Below are 19409 nucleotides of genomic sequence, written 5' to 3'. Positions count from 1 at the left end.
GCCGTACGGGGATGCCCGCACGGCCGCACGTTCGATGCCGGGCACCGGCCTCAGGGCGCGTCCGCACGTTGCGGCCTGGGCAGGCCGAAGCCGACGGCCCGGACGTTCTCCAGGTGCCCGTACGGTGTACGGGTCGTCCCGATGTCCTTGGCCAGGGACTCGATTCCGGCCTCGATACCGAAGAGCCCGGCGAGGACGGCCTCCGTCACCGCGACGGCGGCATTGCTGTCCCGGTTCGCCACCCCCCGGCCCGCGACGCGGTAGCCGCCGTCCTCGGCCACCTCCATGGCCTGGCCCCACAGCCCGCCGGAAGTGGCGCGGTGCGCGCGGCGCAGCACCCCGGCCGCGACATCGGGGCGGCCGAGCCGGCACAGACCGAAGGAGGTGGCCCCCGGCCAGGCCGCGAAGGCGCCCGCGGCACCGTGGTCCGGCCGGTCCGAGAGCGGCGCGACCGGGTCCTCGGGGTCGAGGGCGCGCATCCAGTCACCGTCCAGCAGGTGTCCGGTCACGAAACGGACCATCTGCTCGCGCTGGTCCGCCGACAGATCCTCGGCCATGTCGGCGGCGACGAGTTCGAAGTCGAGGCAGTGGCCGATGACTTCGTCGCCCTCCGGATGGGAGATCATCCAGCGGCCGTCCCCGGCGTACTGGCCGAGGACGGCGGCGGACAGCTCGGCCGCCTCGGCCTCCGCGAGCGAAGCCTCGGCCTCGGCCCCGATCGCGATCCCGGAACCGGCGTCACCCAGGACACGCAGGAGCGCGGCCAGGGACCGCAGCATGCCGACGTAGCCGGCGTTCAGCGAGACCACCGCGTCCCGGTAGTTCGGCACACACTCCAGCAACTCCCAGGCGTCCCGGCCGAAGTCGGCCAGCACACCGCCGCCGAAGGTGGCACGCAGGGTGCTGGGGCGGAACGCCATCTCCCGCAGATGCTGGAGCACACTGCGCCCGCCCGCGCTCTCGCCGAGCAGCGCGAGATCACCGGTCACCCCCACATACGCCTTGACGGTCCGGAAGAGCGCGTGGTCGTTGGCCGCGTAGTGGTTGCCGACCGGCAGCAGATTGCGGGTGTCGAAGGAGTGACAGCGGTGGTACGGCTGCGCCAGCGCGGCCAGGATCCAGCGGCGCAGCCCGTCCGGTTCCAGCAGGGCCGCGGTCCTGGCCCATTCGGAGATGTCCCAGAAGAAGGTGGTGGTCGGCCCGAGGCGCGGCCCGCCGGTCAGGAACACCGGGCCGAGCGGACTGACAGCGGTGTTGCGCAGATAGACGGCCAGCAGCGCGCCCAGATAGTACGTACGGGCGAGGTCCGCGTCCTCCGTGCGCAGCGTGGGCAGATGGCCGGAGAACTCGGTGTTGCCCGGTTCGAACGCGCTGTTCCAGGTCCCGCGCCAGCGCTCGGCCACCGCGTCGAACTCCGCCGGGAAGGCCGCCGCGACCGCCGCCGCGTCGTGTGCCACCGTCTCGGCCGAGTCACCGATCTCCAGCACCACACCGAGGACGGTCTCCTCCCCGGGCCGGAGTGTGATGTCCCAGCGGGCGTGTCCGCGTGCCCCGGCCGTGCCGAGGGAGTCCGGCGTGTGCGAGAAGGCGTAGGCGCTGCGCGCGGCGGACCGTGAGTCGGCGACCGAGACCGTCGCGCCGTCCGTCGTGGCGGTCCAGCGCTGCCCCTCCCACCAGGCCGCCGGCGTGAGCAACGGCGAGTCGTCCAGCAGCAGTTCGGCGCCCGCGCCGCCGACGAGGACCGCCACCGTGTGCCAGGTGCCGAGGGTGAGGGGCTCCGGCGCGACGAGGTGCTCGCCCGCCACACGCAGAGCGAGCCGGCCGTCCTCCAGGGCGACCTGGAGCGAATCGGGGTGGTTGCCGTGCGTGATGATCACCCCGGTCTGCTCCGCCGTGTCCGTACGGACGGAGAACCGGAGGACATCCCCGTCGCCGAGCCGAACCGTACCGATCCGCAGATCGGTGCCGGGCCCTACGGTGTGCTCACCGGCGTCCCCGACCGGCCGGGTCTCGCCGGTCGCGGCGCTGCGTACGGCGATCCCGCGGACCCGGCAGGCGGCCCCCGGCGCCCGTACCCGCCCGGAGTCCGGCGTCGAGTGGTCGGGCAGTTCCGACTCCAGCAGCATCGGCTCGGAGTCCTCGTCGCGCTGGATCCCGGGAACGCGCGGGCTGCCGAGCCGTACCCACCGCTCCCCGACGGGCAGGAACTGCACCTGGAGCGGCCGGTCCGCCACGGCCTCCTCGCGGATCCGCTCGGTGGTGAAGTAGTCATGGTGGTGGCCGTCGTTCCACGGAGTGCCGTACAGCCAGCCCCAGTCCACCTCGGAGTGTGCGAAGGGCGCGAGCAGCTCCTGCTCCACCACCGTCGTCACGGGCTCCGTTGTGGTGTTGCGCAGCGCGAGCCGCCAGAGCAGCCGGCTGCGCTCGTACCCCATCCTGACCTCGGTGGTGACCGCCACTCCACCGGCCGCCGCCGCCCGCTGGACCCCCCACGGTGCCCAGCGCAGCCGCTCGGCGGCCGGTACGGAACCGTCGATGCGCAGCGCGCCGGTGTGATAGCCGCCGCTGTACGGGGGAAAGGCCAGCCAGGACAGCGAGGTGAGGTCGCCGTTGACATGGCCCTGGCCCCACTGGTTGCGCAGCGACGGGAGGTGGTTCAGCTCGGCGCGGCCGGTCCACTCACCGGCCAGATCGTCCAGGGCCGGGACGCCGTCGGTCGGACGGTTCACTTGGACGCTCCTGACATGAGTCCGTGGATGAACTCGCGCTGGCTGACGAGATATCCCACGACGGGGATGACAGCGGCGAGGAACATGATTCCGAAGAGCTGGCTGTAGTCGGTCGAATAGGCACCGAGCGAGACATAGATGCCGGTGGTGATCGTCTGGCCCTGGAGCGGGCCGAGGATGAACTGCGGGTTCAGGAAGTCGTTCCACACCCACAGGCCCAGGAAGATCCCCACGGTCGCGGTGGCCGGCCGGACGACCGGGAAGACGATGCGCCACCACAGCCGCAGATCACCCGCGCCGTCCATGCGCGCGGCCTCGATGACCTCGCGGGGGATCGTCCGCAGGAAACCGACATAGACGAACACGGCGAACGACAGATAGCCGCCGCCGACGTTGGACAGGATGAGGCCCGCGTACGAGTTGGCCAGACCGATCGAGCGCAGCAGGGTCACGATGGGCAGCAGCACCACTTGCGGCGGGACCATCAGACCCAGCGCGAACACGGCGAGCAGTGCGCCCTTGACCCGGGGTGTGCGCTCGGAGATGTAGAAGGCCAGCATGGAACTGAGCGGGACGAGTATGACGAGCGTCGCCGTCGTGACCATGATCGAGTTGAGCAGACCGGCCTGGACGAGATGGTCCGGCCGGCTCAGCGCGTCGGCGATGTTGTCGAAGGTGAACGGAATCGGCGGGGCGGCCGGGTTCGAGACGATCTGGTCCTGCTTCTTGAACGCGCTCACGAACGCGACGTACACGGGCAGGATGAACGCCAGTGTGATCAGCCAGGCGCCGATGAGATGGGACCTGCCGCGGACGTTGCCCCGTACGGAACCGCCGGACCGGGCGGAGCGGGCGGGGCCCGTCGACGGCGAGGGGCCGGTGGACTTCGCGGTCCCGGCGGACTTGGTGATTCCGGCGGGCCGGGTGGTGGGAGCGCTCACAGGTTGGTCTCCCTACGGCGGAGCAGCGCGGTGACGCCGTACGACACCACGGCGGTCAGTGCCAGCAGGAACATGGCGATGGACGAGGCATAGCCGAACCGGTTGTCGGTGAAGGCCACGGAGATCAGATAGAAGGCGGTCGACTGGGTCGACTCGGCGGGGCCGCCGCCGGTGAGGACCGCGATCACGTCGTACAGCTTCAGTGTGGTGATCAGGCACAGGACGACACTGATCGTGGTGCCGGGCGCGATCATCGGCAGTGTGACATGCCGGAACCGGCCCAGGACACCGGCGCCGTCCACCCGGGCCGCCTCGTACAGCTCCTGCGGTACGGACTGGAGCGAGGCGGTGTAGACGACGGTGGCGAACGCGATGGTGATCCAGCTCACGACCGCGCAGACCGAGAACACCGCCAGTTGTGAATCGCCCAGCCAGGAGACGGGTTCGTCGATCAGGCCCAGTCTGGCGAGCGCGCTGTTGAGCAGACCGTTCTGGGTGAGGATGCTGCGCCAGATGAAGCCGACGATGACACCGGACAGCACCTGCGGGATGAAGATCAGGGTCCGCATCACCCGGTAGTTGGCCGAGGAGCGGTTGAGGACGATCGCGAGCAGCAGGCCCACCGCGTTGGCGACGACCGTGACGGCCACGACCACGGTCATCGTGAACAGGAGGCTCGACAACAGCCGGTCGTCCGAGAGGAGTTCACGGTAGTTGGCGAGTCCGACGAAGGAACTCCCCGCCTGGAGGGGGTTCTTGTCCGTGAGGCTGAGGAAAAGGCTCTGCAGCAGTGGGTACAGCAGGAACATCCCGTAGAGGACGATCGCGATCCATGCGGCAGGTGCCAGTCCAAGGCTTCTGCCCGCTCGTAGGGTTCGTGTGGGCACAGCGTGATCCTTTCTGCCCCGAAGGAGGGGCGGGCCGCGGACTCCGGTGCCGCGCGGTGTCAGGTCCGTACGGCACCGGAGCCGGCCGGGAAGTGATGACAACGATGTCATCGAAGACCGGACCGCGACTCCGCCCGTCTTCCGACGGGCACCGGCTACTTGGCGGCCTTGTCCCAGTCGGCGTCGAACGAGGCGAGCTGACCCTTGACGTCGGAGCTGGTGAACAGCTTCTGCGCCAGGGAGTTGAACTGTTCGACCACCCCGGGCGGGAGCGCGTCGTCATTGTTGACCTGGCCGAACGCGCTGACCTTGGTGTTGTCCTCGGTCACGAGCCTGAACCCCTCGGTGTAGACCGGGGTCACCTTCGCCCCGAACTCCTCGAACGGGACGTTCTTCAGCATGGGGAAGGCGCCGTCGGTCTCGATGAGCGTCTTGAGGTTGGGCTTGGACAGCGACCACGCCTGGGCGAACTTGGTCGCTCCGGCGACATCCGAGGACTTGGCGCTGACGGCGGTCGTACCGCCGGTGTTGAACGGGACGATGGTCTTCCCGGTCCCGCTGGGCAGCAGGAACGTACCGAAGTCCTTCGCGGCCGTGGCGGGGATCTGGCCGATGAACCAGCTTCCCATCGGATACATGGCGCTCTCGCCGTCCAGGAACTGCTTGTTGGCGTCCGCGTAGCTCACGCTCAGGGCGCCCTTGTCGAAGGCTCCCGCGTCGATCAGCTGCCGGTACTTGCCGGCCGCCGCGGTCATCCCGGGGTCGGTGAACTTGACCTCGCCCTTGTAGCGCTTCTGGATCCACTGCGGGTCCGCGCCCAGCACATCGGCGGTGATGATGCCCGACAGCGGGATCGCCGCCGACCACGGCTCGCCGCCCGCCATCTCGACCGGGGTGACACCGGCCTTCTTGAGCGCGGTGACCACATCGACGAACTCGTCCCAGGTCTTCGGGACCTGGAGGTCGTGCTCGGCGAAGATCTTCTTGTTGTAGAAGACCATCGGGATGATCTGCGAATTGGTGGGCGGGATATAGGACTTGCCGTCGATGGCATTGCCGTCGGGGTCGGTGAAGTTGTCGTCCAGCCACTTCTGGTCGAACGGCTTCAGCAGCCCGGCCGCGGTGAAGTCCTTCGGGTTGACGGAGGAGAGGATGTCGGGGAACTGCCCGGACGCCTGGAGCTGCTTGGCATAGGCGGTACGGTCCGCGTCCGGCGAGACGATCTTCTTGATGTCGGTGTCCGGCACCTCCTTCCGCGCCTCCGCGATGGAGGTGTCCCAGAACTTCGCGGTCAGCGCCGGGGTCTCGAACGTCATGAACGTCAGGGCGCCGCCACTACCGCCCGCCGAAGTGGCGCTGGTGGAGCAGGCGGTCAGCGCCAGGGCACTCACCAGACCTGTGGCCGCGGCCATGAGAGCAGGTCCGCGCTTCATGTCATCCTCCTTGATGCTTCACACGAGGCGGCCGGAGACCGGACGCGACGCGAGCCGTCGAGCGAAATACCTGGTCCTGAAAGCCCGCCCACAGCGTGGGGAGCGGGGTGAGACATTCCATGAGACCGGGCGTCCGGGCGGCGATACGGCCCCCGGGCACCCCGGCCGTGCCGCCCGACATGGGCGTGTGTCGCTCCGCAGGCCCCGGTCCGGCCTGGTGAACACCCTTGTTTCGTATACTTTTCAGAAGAGTAGCCAGCATCACACCACAGTCAAGACTCGTACCGCCCGTTACCGGATCGAGACCGGACGTTCCCCGAGCCCGAGCTGATTTCTTCGGTAAAGGGCCAGTTCGCAAGGGGTCTTGACGATCGGGCCGCGGTGGGTTCGACTCTCCCGGTACGAGGAAGGGCGGGGGCGCGGGCGATACGTACCGCACCGCGAGCGAGCCGGAAAAAATAGAATCGATGGACGAGAAGGCGGAAGGGTGCCGGGGGTGGAGACGGGCGCGGGGCCGGCGGACGGACCGCCCGGCGGGGCCGACACGGCCGGCCTGATACACGTACGGGGACGGACAAGGGAACGGGAGCGGCACGATGGCAGGCACACCTCGGCGGCAGGCGCTCGCCGACACCGCCTATGACACGATCCGCCGGCGGCTTGTCGACCATGACATCGAGCCCGGGTCGAAGCTGAACATCAATACGCTCGCGCAGGAACTGACGATCTCTCCGACCCCGCTGCGTGAGGCGCTCGCGCGGCTTGAGGCGGAGGGGCTGGTGGTGAAACGTTCGCTTGCCGGCTACACCGCCGCGACCCTGCTCAGCAGCCGCAGTCTGCGTGAACTGTTCGAGGTACGGCTGCTGCTCGAACCGGCCGCCGCTTCGGCGGCCGCGCTCCAGGTGACCGAGGCCGATCTGCGCCAGCTCGCCGACCAGTTGGCGGAGATGCGCGAGGCCGCGCGGGACTTCCGGAGCCGCGCGACGCTGCTGCTGTATCTGCACCACGACTCCGTCTTCCACGACCGGATCGCCCGGCTGAGCGGCAACGCCTTTCTGCGTCTCACCCTGGAGCGGCTGCACGCGCACGCGCATCAGTACCGGCTCTCGTTCCGCGAGGGGTGGGCGGAGGAGACCTGCCGGGAGCACGAGCGGATCCTGGAGGCGCTGAGCGAGAACGACGACGAGACGGCCGCGGCCCGTATGCGCACCCATCTGCGCAGGGCGCAGACCCGGCTGATCGAGGCGGCGACGGAGCTCTAGGACACGGGCCGGGCGGTAAGTCCCATGTATGACGGCGGTTTTGAAATCTTCATGTCCACGTCATCACTGGGCAGGTGCAGGTGTCATCCGCCGACCGGAGAGTGACGGCCGTTTGCCCAACCGGCCCCAGCCTCTGGAGAAACCGTGAAGCTCCGGCGATCAGCCCGTGCCGTATTCGTCTCCGTCCTGCTCTCCGCGGGACTCCTCGCCGTGCCCGGCCAGGCCCAGGCCGCGCCCAGCGACGCCGACCTCGCCTACCGCTGGGCCCCGGTCCACTACCAGGACAGCGCGTCGGGTCACTACACCGCCGACTATCTCTCGCGCGTGGACTACGACGGCGACTGGAACACGCTCAACAACTGGGAGAACCTCGACGTCAATCCGGCCCGGCTCACCGGCACCGCGTACTACTCCGTGGTCGAGACCTCGACCCACTGGTACATCACCTACGCCTTCTACCACCCGCGCGACTGGAAGCTGTCCTCGCACGAGAACGACATGGAAGGCGTCGTCGAGGTCGTCCTCAAGGACGGCAGTACGTACGGCACTCTTCAGGCGGCCGTCACCCAGGCGCACAACAACTACTACTCGTACATCCCGGCGGGCAGCCCGTTCCAGGGCAACCGCGAGAACATCGACGGCACCCTGCTCATGGAGACCCACGACGGTGCCCAGCACCCGACCGTCTTCCAGGAGGCCAAGGGTCACGGGATGTACAACTGGAGCGGTGGCAACTTCCCCGGAGGCGACGGCATCGTCTACCGTCCCAGCCGCACCGCCGGTACGGTGCCCACGGGCGGCAACGACCGTGCCGCGTCCTACACGCTGGTGGACATCTTCTCCTCCGGCGGTCTGTGGGAGCGCCGCAACTCGAATCCTCCGTACGCCTCCTGGGGCACCTTCGCCGGTGACAACGGTACGGACAACGCCGCTCACACCCCCTGGGCCTGGGACGACTTCAACGACGGCAGCGACCTCCAGGCCGGCTCCATCGCGGGCGACCCGGCGTACCTGATCAGCCAGTACTTCAAGAACACCGGCTCGCTGAGCCTCGCGTACACCCGTAACACCTACCGCTCCTGACGCCCCGCACAGCGAGCGAGCCGGCGGACGGCGGCCGGGGCCCCGGTGGGGTCCGGGCCGGTGGGGGCCGTTCGCCGCTCGCGCGCGGGTCGCCTGCTGTTGGGGCGTACGTCATGCGCCGTCTCTACCGTCCCTGCCATGAACAAGCTCCTGATCATGCTGAGCGCCGCCGCGCTGACCGTCGGTCTGGCCGCGCCCGCCGCGGCCCACCGCGGCCACGACCACGACGCGCCCGCCGGATTCGGCCGGGCCACCCTGACCGGCTTCGCCTCGCTCCCGGCCGAGACCTACGTACCCGGCAGCCCGGTCTCCGGCGCGGCCCTCGGCACGGAGCCCGTCAACGGCATCGCCGCGCCGTTCCCGGGCCAGCCCGTCCAGGGATTCAGCGGCATCCTCAACCGGCACGACGGCACGTACGACGTGCTGTCCGACAACGGGTTCGGCAACAAGGCCAACAGCGCCGACTTCCTGCTCCGGGTCCACCACGTCAAGCCGGACACCCGCACCGGCAAGGTCAAGGTGCTCGGCGGCTTCAATCTGAGCGACCCCTACCGCCATGTGCCGTTCGCGCTCACCCGCGCCGACCGGGTGCTGACGGGCGCCGACTTCGACGTCGAGTCCATCGTCCGCGCCTCGGACGGGACGTACTGGCTGGGCGACGAGTTCGGCCCGTTCCTGCTGCACTTCTCCTCGAAGGGCCGTCTCCTCCAGGCGCCCATCCCGCTCAAGGGCGTCCAGGCCCCGGAGAACCCGTATCTGAACGGCGCGGCCCCCAACCTGCCCAGCAGCAAGGGCTTCGAGGGCATGGCCCGCGGCGTCGACGGCCGTCACCTCTACCCGCTGCTCGAAGGCTGGGTGGCCGGCAGCACGCCCGGCGACCTGCGCATGAGCGAGTTCGACCTGCGTACGAACCGCTACACCGGCAAGAGCTGGATCTACCGCCTGGAGTCGGCCGACAACGCCATCGGTGACGCGATCGCCCTGGACGACCACCGCTTCCTGGTGATCGAGCGCGACGGCGGCCAGGGCGACTCCGCCAAGTTCAAGCGCATCTACCTGGCGGACAACCGCGACCGGAACCACGACGGCGTCATGGACAAGACGCTCGTCGCCGACCTGCTCGACATCGCCAACCCCAAGGGCCTCGGCGGCTTCGGGACGACCTTCCGCTTCCCGTTCACCACGATCGAGGACGTCGTGCTGATCGACGACCGCACCCTGGCCGTCATGAACGACAACAACTTCCCGGGCTCCTCGGGCCGTACGCCCGGCAAGGCGGACAACAACGAGTTCATCACCATCCGGCTCACCCAGCCGCTGGACGCCGACCGCCGCGCGTTCCGCTGACAACGCGACCGGCACCGGCACCGACGTACTGATGTTTACGCGCGATTGACGTACCACTGACGTGCGTACAAGCGGGGCTCCGGGCCACCGCGCGATCCAGGTGGGGGCATATGTCTCCGCCAAAGTCGCGCGGTGGCCTTTGCGTTCTGCACGGGCCGCGGGATCGTAGCCAGAGTGTGTCTTCCAGAGTGTTGACTCACTTCCAATCCGTGACGGACCATCACATCCAGGTGCACAACGCGGAGTTGGGCACCGCGTAGAAAAGGAGCGGCTCATGAGCGGAACAGTCAAGAGCGACAGCACCTCACGCCGCAAGCAGACGACCATCCAGATCCGTCGCCTGGACAGGAAAGAGACGACGGGCGACAGCAATTCGACCGGCTCCTGAACGGATCGCCGTGCCGGGGCGATATCCCACGGTCGACGAACTGACCTCCGGCGCCGCGGCCCTGGCCGCGGCGCACCCCGATCTCATGGGCCTGCGCCGTGTCGGCACCTCACGGGCGGGGGAGCCGATCCGGTTGCTGTCCGTGGGGCGGGGGAGCAGGCATGTGCTGGTGGTCGCGGGGCCGCACGCCAATGAACCGGTCGGGGGGCTGACCGTACTGCGGCTGGCGCGATATCTGGCGCGGACCGCCCGGCCGGGGGCCCCGGCCGGGCACCGGGCCCGGGCCCGCTTCACCGACACCACCTGGCACTTCGTCCTCTGTCTCGATCCCGACGGAGCCCGCCGCAACGAGCGGTGGCTCAAGGGCCCGATGACTTTCTCCCAGCACTACCGCCATTTCTTCCGCCCCGGGTTCGCCGGCCAGCCCGAGTGGCTGCCCACCGAACCCGGCGCGGAACCCATGCCGGAGACCCGGGCGCTGCTCGATCTCCAGGACGAGCTGCGGCCGTATCTCCAGTGCTCGCTGCACGGAGTGGACGTGGGCGGCAGTTTCGTCCAGCTCACCAGGGAACTGCCGGGACTCTCCGACGAGTTGGTGCGCTCGGCCGCGGATCTCAGGATCCCGGTCGAACTCGGGCCGTACGACGCGTTCTTCTGGCCGAGCCCGGGTCCTGGCGTCTATGACATGCCCCGGCCGCAGGAGACCGACCAGTTCGTCTCACTCCCCGCGGCCACCGCCACCTCCACCTGGTTCCATCCGCACCGTCACGGAACAGTCACCGCGGTCGTGGAGGCACCGATGTGGGGTGTAGAAGGAGTGGGTGACACCTCACCGCACCCCGATCCGTACGGCGCGCTGGAGATCATCAGCCATGCGCTCCGGCAGGACGCGCGAACGCTCGCCGGACTGCTGGAGCGGGTACGGCCGGACCTCCTCGCCACCGCCGGGCCGCTGCTCGCGCCGGTCGACGAATATCTCGCGGTCTGCCCCGGGCTCGCGGACGAATGGGCTCCGGAAGCTGCCCTCGGCGGGGCGGGGGGCAGGGTGATCACGACCGGCAGGCGGCGTGCCCGGGCCCGCGCGGGCGGCGACATCGACAGCGGTGCCGGGACCGGCTCCGGAGGTCTGCCGCCCATGAACCGGGCGCGGATCATGGCCCTCCGGATCGCCTCGCGGCGCCTCGTCATCCGTACGGCAGGGCTTCTGCACCAGATGCTCATGGCCGCGCCCCACCCGGCGGACGGCTCTCCGGGGACCGAGGTACGCGCCACGCTGGACCGGTTCCTCACCGAGCGCTGCGCCGCCTTCGAGGACGACTGCGGCGCCCGCTGGATCCCGGTCCGCGACCAGGCGGAACATCAGTTCAGGATCGTGCTGGCCGCCGCCGGGCTGGCCGCCGGATCCAGGGAGCCGAGGGCGGTACGGGCATGACACCGGACCGGCACCAGGAACCGGTGTCCGGCTTACGGCGGCCACGGGTGAAGCCCGAGCACCGGGCGTACCGCACGGTGGACGGCAATGTGCGGATCGGCAGTGTCGTGTACGGAATCGGCGCCGAGGTCACCGACCCCGAGGGCTGGATCTGGACCCTGACCGAGGCCCTCGACGGCACCCGCGCGCCCGCCGAGGCGGTCACCCAGGTGCTCGCCCGCCACCCCGGTCTCGAACCGCGCTCGGTCACCGAGGCGATGGACGATCTGTACGAGGCCGGATTCCTGGAGGACGCGGGGGCCGAGCCGTCCGCCGCGCTCACCGCCGAGGACCGCGAACGCTACAGCCGCGGGGTGACCCTGCTGCGCTGGATGGATCTCTCGCCGCGCGCGACCGCCTGGGAACTCCAGGCACGATTACGCTCGGCCCGGGTCCTGCTGCTCGGCCTCGGCGGCACCGGAGGGTTCGCCGCCCAGGGCCTCGCCGCCTCGGGAGTGGGCCGGATGCACTGTGTGGACGGCGATGTCGTCGAGCTGTCCAACCTCAACCGGCAGCCCCTCTACCACGAGAGCGACATCGGCCGGCCCAAGGCGACCGCGGCCGTGGCGGCCCTGCGGGCGGTCAACTCGCGGGTGGCGCTGACCGCGGAGCGGCGCGAGGTGCACGGCCCCGACGACCTCGCCGCACTGCTCGCACCCGGCTACGACCTGCTGCTGCTCTGCGCCGACCGGCCGCCGGAGATCCGCCGCTGGGCGAACCGGGTCTGTCTCGCCGCCGGGATCCCCTGGCTCGACGCCGGCTACCGCGGGCCCCTGGTCACCGTCGGGGTCCACGCCCCGGGCCGGGGCGCCTGCTGGGAGTGCCACCGCGCCGGCGAGGTCGAGCGCCGGGACCTGCGGCTCGGCGCGGGACAGGACGAGGAGGCCGCCTCGCCCCGGATGGAGTGGAATCCCGTCAACGCGGTCACCGCGGGGCTCTCCGGCCATCTTCTGGTGTACGCCGCGATCGCGCTGCTGACCGGCGTACCGGAGATGGAGCCCGGCTTCCGCTTCGGCCTCAATCTGATGGCGCTCTCCGAACCGCTGGAGGAGCGCTTCGAGCGCCGGCCCGACTGCCCGGCCTGTGGCACACCGCCGGGGGGATCATGACCGGCACCGCTCCGGCCGTCGTGCGGATGGGCGAGCCCGACACGCCGCCTGGCCCGCCCCGTTGCGGGCCGCCCTTCGGGAATGCGTACGAGCGATCCGTACGCCTGGCCGCGCGGGACCGCGGTCGAACGGCCGAATTCGTGTGGATTCAGGCGCACTCGGGGTACTCCGGGGCTACCCTCGACACTTGACCTGCGCACTGTTCGAAAGGAGGGACGCCCGTGCACCGGCCGGAACACCCGGTTGCCCTCCCGCTGCTGGAGCGCGAGCCCGAACTCGCCGCGGCGGCCCACGCGGTCGGCGCGCTGTGCGGAGCACGGCCCTCCGGCGGACTGCTCGTCTACCGCGGCGCAGCGGGACTCGGCAAGACCGCGCTGCTCTCCGAAGTCCTCAGGATGGCGACCGGGCGCTGCGCGGTGTGGTCGGCCCGGGGCGGCGAGACCGTCACCTCCGTCCCCTTCCATGTCGTACGCCAACTGCTCCAGCCCGCGCTGACGGCGAGCGGACCGGACGGCCAGGTCCCCACGGACGACGGGCTCGTGGGCAGACTTGTGGATGGGCCGGTGGACGCGCGCGAACTGCTGGGCGAGTGGTACGAGATCGTCGGCCCCGCGCTGGGCGTGGCGACGCCGTGCGGGCAGCACGCCGACCCGCAGGGCGTACGGGACGGCCTGGACGCGCTGGTGGAGCGGCTCACCGAGGCGCACGGCCCGCTCGTCCTGATCATCGACGACGCCCAGTGGGCCGACCTGGAGACACTCGCCTGGCTGGCCTCCTTCGCGGAGCGCCCGGCCGGCGGACTGCCCGTCCTGGTCGTCCTCGCGTACCGCACCGAGGAGGCCGTCGGAGAGACCGAGCGGTATCTCACGATGCTCGGCGCCGCGGCCAGACTGCTGGTCAGCCTGCGGGCGTTGACGTCCGACGCCACCGCGGGCCTCACCCGCGCCGCGCTCGGCGAGCACGCGGACGACCCGTTCTGCCGCGAGGTGTGGGCGGTGACCGGCGGCAACGCGTACGAGACCGTCGAACTGCTCGCCAAGGTACGGGATACCGGCCTCGAACCAGTCGAGCACTCCGCTGGTGAGCTGCGGGCCCTCGGCGCCTCCGCGCGCGGCAAGGGACTGATCGCCCGGCTGGAGGAACTGGGCACCGCCACCACCCGGTTCGCCTGGGCCGCCGCGATCCTCGGCACCGACATCTCGCTCGACCTGGCCATATCGCTGGCGGGCATGAGCCATGAAGAGGCCGCCGAGTGCGCCGAACGGCTGCGGGCCGCGCGCATCCTGGTGGGCGTGGACCCGATGGAGTTCGTCCACCCGCTGATCGCGGGCGCCGTCTACCGCGCCATCCCCTCGGGAGTCAGGACCGCGATGCACGGACTCGCCGCGTGGGCGGTGTCCCGCAGCGGCAGGGGAGCCGCGGCCGCCGCGCCGCACCTCCTCGAAGTCCACCCGGACGGCGACGCCGAACTGGTCGGGCAGCTCCGCGAGGCCGCCGCCGAGCATCTCGCGGTCGGCGCGCCGGACGCCGCGCGGCGCTGCCTCGAACGCGCTCTCGCGGAACCGCCGTCGGGCGGTGTGCGCGCCCATGTGCTGTACGAACTGGGCCGCGCCACCCTGCTCACCTCACCCGCCACCACGGTCGGCCATCTACGCGCGGCACTCGACACCCAGCAGCTCGACGACGCCCAGCGGGTCGATGTGGTGTTCCATCTCTCCCAGGCCCTGACCCACAACAACCAGACCGGAGAGGCCGCGCAGGTGGTGGCCGCCGAGGTCGCCCGTACGGAGGAGGGTCCGGCCAGAATGCGGCTGCGGGCCGCTCACTTCCTGTGGGAGGGAGTGCAGGCCGTCGAGGACGACGGCCCCGGACGCTCCCGCCGCCTCAGCCGGGTCGCGGCCGGGCTCACCGGCCGCGACAACACCGAGCGGATCCTGCTGATGCTGCGCGCCTCCGACGGCACGGCCCGCGGCGAGAGCGCCGAGGAGAACGTCCAGATCGGTGAACGCGCCCTGGTAGACGGCGGACTGGCGCCCGGCACCGGCTGGACCGACACCTCCTGGGGCTTCGAACCTCCCGCCCTGCTCGGTCTGTCGTACGCCTTCGCCGACCGGCTCGACCGCGCGGAGAGCCTGTTCACCGAGGCGCTGCGGGCCTTCGAGATCTCCGGCTGGAGCGGCGGCCATCTCGCCTTCGCCCATGCCCTGGTCGGCTATCTCCGCCGCAGACGCGGCGACTTGGCCGACGCCGAGGCCTATCTGCGCGAGAGCCTGCGGCTCGCCGACCGGGTGGGCAACGGACTGCCCATGCACTGGGACGCGGCCTCCATGCTCATCGACACACTGCTGGCGCGCGGCCATGTCGACGAGGCACGGGAAGCCGCCGAACGCTACGCCTTCGCACCGCCGTACTCCTCCTCGATCGTCATCCCCGACGCGCCCTGCGTCCGCGGCCGGCTGCTGCTCGCGCTCGGGCGCACGAAGGAGGCCGTCGACGAACTGGAGTCGGTCGGCCGGGCGTTGACGGCGCGGGGACGGCACAACATCGTGATGGCCCCCTGGGCCTGCGACCTCGCGTCTGCGCTTGCCGAGGACGACCCGGGGCGCGCCGCCCAGCTCGCCGCGTACGCCCGCGACCGGGCGGAACGCTTCGGGACGCACACCGCCATCGGGATCGCGCTGTGCTGTGCAGCGTCCCTGAAGGAGGGCCGGGAGCGGGCCGAACTGCTGGCGCAGGCCGTCGGACATCTCGAATCCTCGCCCTCGCGGTACGAACTCGCCTTCGCCCGCGTCGAGTACGGCATCGCGGCGGGTTTCCCGGCCGAGGTGTCCTGCGGGCTCGAACTGGCGGTGAAGTGCGGCGCCGACGGGCTGGCGGCGCGGGCGCGCCGGGCGCTGGAGGCGCATTCCGCACCGCGCTGACCATTCGCGGACCCGCCGCGCCGCCCTCGTACCCCTTCGTGTCATCTCGTACCCCTGTGAACAGGAGGCCGGACCCCTTGTCCGTACCGCCCGACACCCCGCGTCCGCGCCTCGTCGGCCTCGCCGCGGCGAGCCCGGACGGAAGCCCCGGTGAGACCCTCGGCGAGAGCCCCGGCGACGACCTGCGGGCCGACTGCGCGAACTGCTTCGGGCTGTGCTGTGTCGCCCTGGCCTTCTCCGCCTCGGCCGGCTTCCCGGCGGACAAGGACGCCGGAGAGCCCTGCCGGGAGCTTCGGACGGACTTCCGCTGCGGTATCCACCAGCGGCTCAGGGAGCGTGGCTATCGTGGCTGTACGGTGTACGACTGCTTCGGCGCGGGCCAGAAGGTCTCCCGGGTCACCTTCGGCGGACAGGACTGGCGGCGGGCACCGGAGACCGCGCGGCGGATGTTCGCCGTACTGCCGGTCATGCGGCAGCTCCACGAACTGCTCCGGTATCTGCGCGAAGCCCTGACCCTGGAGCCCGCCCGCCCGCTGCACACCGGGATCCGAGCCGCGCTCGACACGACGGAACTCCTCACCCGGGCGGATGCCGGCACCCTGCTGGCGCTCGACATGGCCGCCCGGCGCGAGGCGGTCAACCCGCTCCTGCTGCGGACGAGCGAGCTGGTACGGGCCCAGGTGCCCGGCAAGAAGAAGAACCGGCGGGGCGCCGACCTCTCCGGCGCCCGGCTCAAGGGCGCCGATCTGCGAGGTGCCGATCTGCGCGGGGCGTATCTGATCGCCGCCGATCTGCGGGGCGCCGATCTGAGGCTGGCCGATCTGATCGGGGCCGACCTCCGCGACACCGATCTGCGGGGCGCCGATCTGACCGGATCCCTCTTCCTCGTCCAGACCCAGATCAACGCGGCGAAGGGCGACGCGGCCACCAGGCTGCCGCCGGGTCTAGACCGCCCCGCCCACTGGTAGAGCCGCGGGCCGCGGCCGGTCCACGGCCCGGACGAGTCATGGCCATGGCCTATGCGTCATGGCTTTCCGGCTTGCGCCGGGCCGCCCGCCGTACGAAGTAGAGCGCGAGGGCCGCGAGACAGGCGGAGGCGATGAAGGCCACGGGCATGACGAAGCCGGACCCGGACTCCTCCCGCTCGTCCTCGGCCGCCCGCGCGGGCCGCGCCGGAGCGGCCACCGGCTTGCGCGCCTGTACGGGCGCGGGCGCGGCCGCCGGTGCCAGTACCCGCGCGAGCGGACCGGGAACCGGACCGTCCTTCATCGGCGGCCTCGGTGGCAGCGGCGGCGGAGGCGGTTCGAGCGAACCCACTGGAGTCACCCGGCCCGCGGCCTTGAAACCCCAGTCCAGCAGGTCCCTCGCCTCCTCGTACACCTCGTGGACACCGCCCCACTGCGGGTTCATCACGGTGACCACCAGCGTCCGGCCGCCGCGCCGGGCCGCCGCGATCAGGGTGTAGCCGGCCTCCGACGTGAAGCCGTTCTTGACGCCGATCAGCCCCCGGTACGGTTCGACCCCGTCCTCACCGGTGAGCAGGCGGTTGGTGTTGACGATGCCGAAGGTCCCTCCGTACCCGGGGAACTCGGCGTCGACGGTCGAGCTGTACTTCACGAACTCGCGTGAGGCCAGGCCCGTACGCCCGAAGACCGCCAGGTCGAACGCGGAGGACACCTGCCCGTCGGCGTCATAACCGTCCGGGGACACCACATGGGTGTCGTACGCGCCCAGCAGCTTCGCCTTGAGCCGCATCTGCTTGACCGTCGTGTCCCAGCCGCCGTTCATCTCGGCGAGCGCGTGGACCGCGTCATTGCCGGAGCTGAGGAAGACGCCGTTCCACAGGTCCTCCACCGTGTACGAATCGCCCGCCACGATCCCCACCTCGCTGCTGCCCTCGCCGACATCGTCCAGCTCGGCCTCGGTTGCGGTGTGTTCGCCATCCTTGGGGAGGCGGGGCAGCGCGGTGACGGCGAACAGCGTCTTCAGCGTGCTGGCAGGGGGCAGCGGGCGGTGCGCGTCATGCGCGGCGAGGACTTCACCCTTGCGCGCGTCGGCGACCAGCCAGGACAGCGCGGACACACCGGGCAGCGCGGGGGCGCCGCGCTTGGGCCGCACCTGAGTACCCGTCCGGTAGAGCGCGCCCGCGACGGGGCCTGAGGCAACTTTGCGGGCGGCGGCGCCGGCGGGCGCGGCAGGGCCGGCTCCTGAGGCCGCCCGGGTTCCTGAGGAGGACGGGGCGGGGGACTTCGACGCGGACGCCTTGGAGGATGCGGACGGGCCCGGCGCCGGGGACTTCGGGGAGGTGGAAGGTGCCGGGGACTTCGACGGCGTGGGCGAGGCGGAGGACGCGCCGGGTACGGGGGCGCCGGGCAGGTCGGCGGCCCGTACCGCCGGATCGTTTCTGGAATCCGCGACGGCCGGTGCGGGCGCGGGCGAAAGGACCAGCAAACCGGTGGCGAAGGCCACCGTCGCGGAGAACGCGGAGCGCGTCACGGATCTGGTGATCATTCAGCCACCGTAGAAACGGACCGGGCCCCGCGCATCGCACGTGAGCCGACCGGATGTATCCACCGCCGCCACCCGTCGGCGAGCGGCGGTACGGACATGACGGCTCCGAGGAACGCCGTGGAGCGCACGGGTGACGGCGGACGGCCGGGTCCCGACTGGAGCGTTCACCGACCGCCGGGCACCCGATCGGGTGATTTTTCGCCCTGTCTCCCGTCCCGCTTCCCGTCCTGAATCCCGTTTTGCGTTCCGCCCGGCATTCCGTCCTGCTGCGGATCCGGGGCCCGGTCCGGCATGGGTTCGGTGCCGATCACATCGAGAAGCCGGAGCTTGTCGGCGGCATCGGTCCCGGGCGCGGCGGAATAGGCCGAGATACGGAGGTCACAGCCCGGCACGGTAAGGGTGTCGCAATCCAGTGTCAGCGGCCCCACATCGGGATGGTGGACGGTCCTGATACCTGTGTCGTGAAAGCCGACGATATGCGAGTTCCACAGGCCCACGAACCGGCTGCTCACCCGCCGTAGCTCCCCGATCAGGAACCGCAGCCGCACATCCGTGGGGTAGTGGACCGTCGCGGCCCTGAGATCGGCGACCAGCGCCGCCTCGTACCGCGCCTCCTGCTCCACGGTCTGGGTGATCCTGGTGGGCAGGCCGGTGAAGTGCCGCCAGACGGCATTGCGGTCGCGCCCGGGCAGCCCGGAAGGATCCCCGACGAGCGCGGCCCACAGCGGATTCCAGGTGATCAGGTTCCAGGCCGCGTCATGGACCCCGACCGGAGTCCCGGCGAGCCTGCCGAGCAGCCGCCGCACGGTGGGCGGAACCCGGTCGGGGACCCGGCCGAGCGCGGGCGGGGACTGTCCCGCCAGCAGGAACAGATGCCTGCGCTCATCTTCGGACAGCCGCAGGGCGCGCGCCAACGAAGTGAGGACCTGTACGGAGGGTGAGGTCGCCCGGCCCTCCTCCAGCCTCACGATGTAGTCCACGGACAGGCCGGTGAGCTGGGCCAGTTCCTCGCGCCCCAGTCCGCCCGCCTCACGGGTCCCCGCCGTGGGCAGTCCGGCCTCGGCCGGTGCGATCCGGTCACGCCAGCGGTGCAGGGCCGTGCCCAGCTCTCCGTGTCGGGTCATGGGGTCAGTATCGGCGCGTACCGCGGCCCCCGCCTGATATTGCCCGGTGCCCCGCCCCTGCCCCCACCTGCGACGGCGCCCGTGGAGCGGTCCCGAAGGCCCGAGCACCGTCCCGCCCGGCGATCGCGGCCGGCCCGAACACCGTCCCGCGCGAAAGGCGTTGCGAGTTCCCGAGTTGCGAGTTCCTGCCAACCCCGGCCGCC

14 protein-coding genes are annotated in these 19409 nt (G+C 70.8%); 8 read left to right on the top strand and 6 right to left on the bottom strand.

What is annotated here, in order from left to right:
• Positions 1–50: 50 nt before the first annotated feature.
• The 4 genes from ACFU9P_RS04415 to ACFU9P_RS04400 all read right to left on the bottom strand — a co-directional run bounded on the left by ACFU9P_RS04415 (position 51) and on the right by ACFU9P_RS04400 (position 5990).
• Complete coding sequence (locus ACFU9P_RS04415; RefSeq protein WP_384077731.1) at positions 51–2729, bottom strand: LamG domain-containing protein; 2679 nt, start codon at positions 2727–2729, stop codon at positions 51–53.
• Positions 2726–3670: a carbohydrate ABC transporter permease gene (locus ACFU9P_RS04410; RefSeq protein WP_384077730.1), complete on the bottom strand. Its 945-nt coding sequence runs from the start codon at positions 3668–3670 to the stop codon at positions 2726–2728. Before ACFU9P_RS04410 ends, ACFU9P_RS04415 begins: the two co-directional genes overlap by 4 nt.
• On the bottom strand, positions 3667–4557 hold the full coding sequence (locus tag ACFU9P_RS04405) for a carbohydrate ABC transporter permease (protein ID WP_376376999.1): 891 nt from the start codon (positions 4555–4557) through the stop codon (positions 3667–3669). Before ACFU9P_RS04405 ends, ACFU9P_RS04410 begins: the two co-directional genes overlap by 4 nt.
• Before the next feature lie 155 nt (positions 4558–4712).
• Positions 4713–5990 carry an ABC transporter substrate-binding protein gene (locus ACFU9P_RS04400; protein WP_384077729.1) on the bottom strand — a complete coding sequence of 426 codons (1278 nt, stop codon included), beginning with the start codon at positions 5988–5990 and terminating at the stop codon, positions 4713–4715.
• Between the two features lie 596 nt (positions 5991–6586).
• Here ACFU9P_RS04400 and ACFU9P_RS04395 point away from each other — a divergent pair.
• From ACFU9P_RS04395 to ACFU9P_RS04365, 7 genes are all read left to right on the top strand, one after another.
• Positions 6587–7252 carry a GntR family transcriptional regulator gene (locus ACFU9P_RS04395; protein ID WP_376376996.1) on the top strand — a complete coding sequence of 222 codons (666 nt, stop codon included), beginning with the start codon at positions 6587–6589 and terminating at the stop codon, positions 7250–7252.
• A gap of 144 nt (positions 7253–7396) precedes the next feature.
• Positions 7397–8335 carry a hypothetical protein gene (locus tag ACFU9P_RS04390; RefSeq protein ID WP_384077728.1) on the top strand — a complete coding sequence of 313 codons (939 nt, stop codon included), beginning with the start codon at positions 7397–7399 and terminating at the stop codon, positions 8333–8335.
• A 138-nt stretch (positions 8336–8473) separates the two neighbouring features.
• Positions 8474–9682: an esterase-like activity of phytase family protein gene (locus tag ACFU9P_RS04385; protein WP_384077727.1), complete on the top strand. Its 1209-nt coding sequence runs from the start codon at positions 8474–8476 to the stop codon at positions 9680–9682.
• 398 nt (positions 9683–10080) lie between these two features.
• Complete coding sequence (locus ACFU9P_RS04380; RefSeq protein ID WP_384077726.1) at positions 10081–11502, top strand: M14 family zinc carboxypeptidase; 1422 nt, start codon at positions 10081–10083, stop codon at positions 11500–11502.
• A 47-nt stretch (positions 11503–11549) separates the two neighbouring features.
• On the top strand, positions 11550–12650 hold the full coding sequence (locus tag ACFU9P_RS04375; RefSeq protein ID WP_384077725.1) for a HesA/MoeB/ThiF family protein: 1101 nt from the start codon (positions 11550–11552) through the stop codon (positions 12648–12650).
• 221 nt (positions 12651–12871) lie between these two features.
• A complete protein-coding gene (locus ACFU9P_RS04370; protein WP_384077724.1) occupies positions 12872–15571 on the top strand; it encodes an ATP-binding protein in 2700 nt (899 codons plus the stop codon).
• Between the two features lie 182 nt (positions 15572–15753).
• A complete protein-coding gene (locus ACFU9P_RS04365) occupies positions 15754–16539 on the top strand; it encodes a pentapeptide repeat-containing protein (RefSeq protein ID WP_384077924.1) in 786 nt (261 codons plus the stop codon).
• 49 nt (positions 16540–16588) lie between these two features.
• On the opposite strand, the gene ACFU9P_RS04360 is transcribed toward ACFU9P_RS04365, so the two are convergent.
• Positions 16589–17689 carry a D-alanyl-D-alanine carboxypeptidase family protein gene (locus tag ACFU9P_RS04360; RefSeq protein ID WP_384077723.1) on the bottom strand — a complete coding sequence of 367 codons (1101 nt, stop codon included), beginning with the start codon at positions 17687–17689 and terminating at the stop codon, positions 16589–16591.
• 145 nt (positions 17690–17834) lie between these two features.
• On the opposite strand from ACFU9P_RS04360, the gene ACFU9P_RS04355 reads away from it, so the two are divergent.
• Positions 17835–18095, top strand: coding sequence for a hypothetical protein (locus ACFU9P_RS04355; protein ID WP_384077722.1), 261 nt, complete (start codon positions 17835–17837; stop codon positions 18093–18095).
• A gap of 151 nt (positions 18096–18246) precedes the next feature.
• Here ACFU9P_RS04355 and ACFU9P_RS04350 read toward each other — a convergent pair whose 3' ends face one another.
• Positions 18247–19206: a helix-turn-helix transcriptional regulator gene (locus tag ACFU9P_RS04350; protein ID WP_384077721.1), complete on the bottom strand. Its 960-nt coding sequence runs from the start codon at positions 19204–19206 to the stop codon at positions 18247–18249.
• Positions 19207–19409 lie beyond the last annotated feature (203 nt).

The organism is Streptomyces sp. NPDC057617 (genome assembly GCF_042800555.1).
Lineage (GTDB): Bacteria > Actinomycetota > Actinomycetes > Streptomycetales > Streptomycetaceae > Streptomyces.
Note: the sequence above shows the minus strand (reverse complement) of the source record. Positions and strands in the feature narration are given on the sequence as shown.

Bases quoted from the DNA above. Each gene is read 5' to 3' on its own strand.
- ACFU9P_RS04400 (WP_384077729.1), bottom strand. From the start codon at position 5,990: ATGAAGCGCGGACCTGCTCTCATGGCCGCGGCCACAGGTCTGGTGAGT.
- ACFU9P_RS04395 (WP_376376996.1), top strand. From the start codon at position 6,587: ATGGCAGGCACACCTCGGCGGCAGGCGCTCGCCGACACCGCCTATGAC.
- ACFU9P_RS04385 (WP_384077727.1), top strand. From the start codon at position 8,474: ATGAACAAGCTCCTGATCATGCTGAGCGCCGCCGCGCTGACCGTCGGT.
- ACFU9P_RS04350 (WP_384077721.1), bottom strand. From the start codon at position 19,206: ATGACCCGACACGGAGAGCTGGGCACGGCCCTGCACCGCTGGCGTGAC.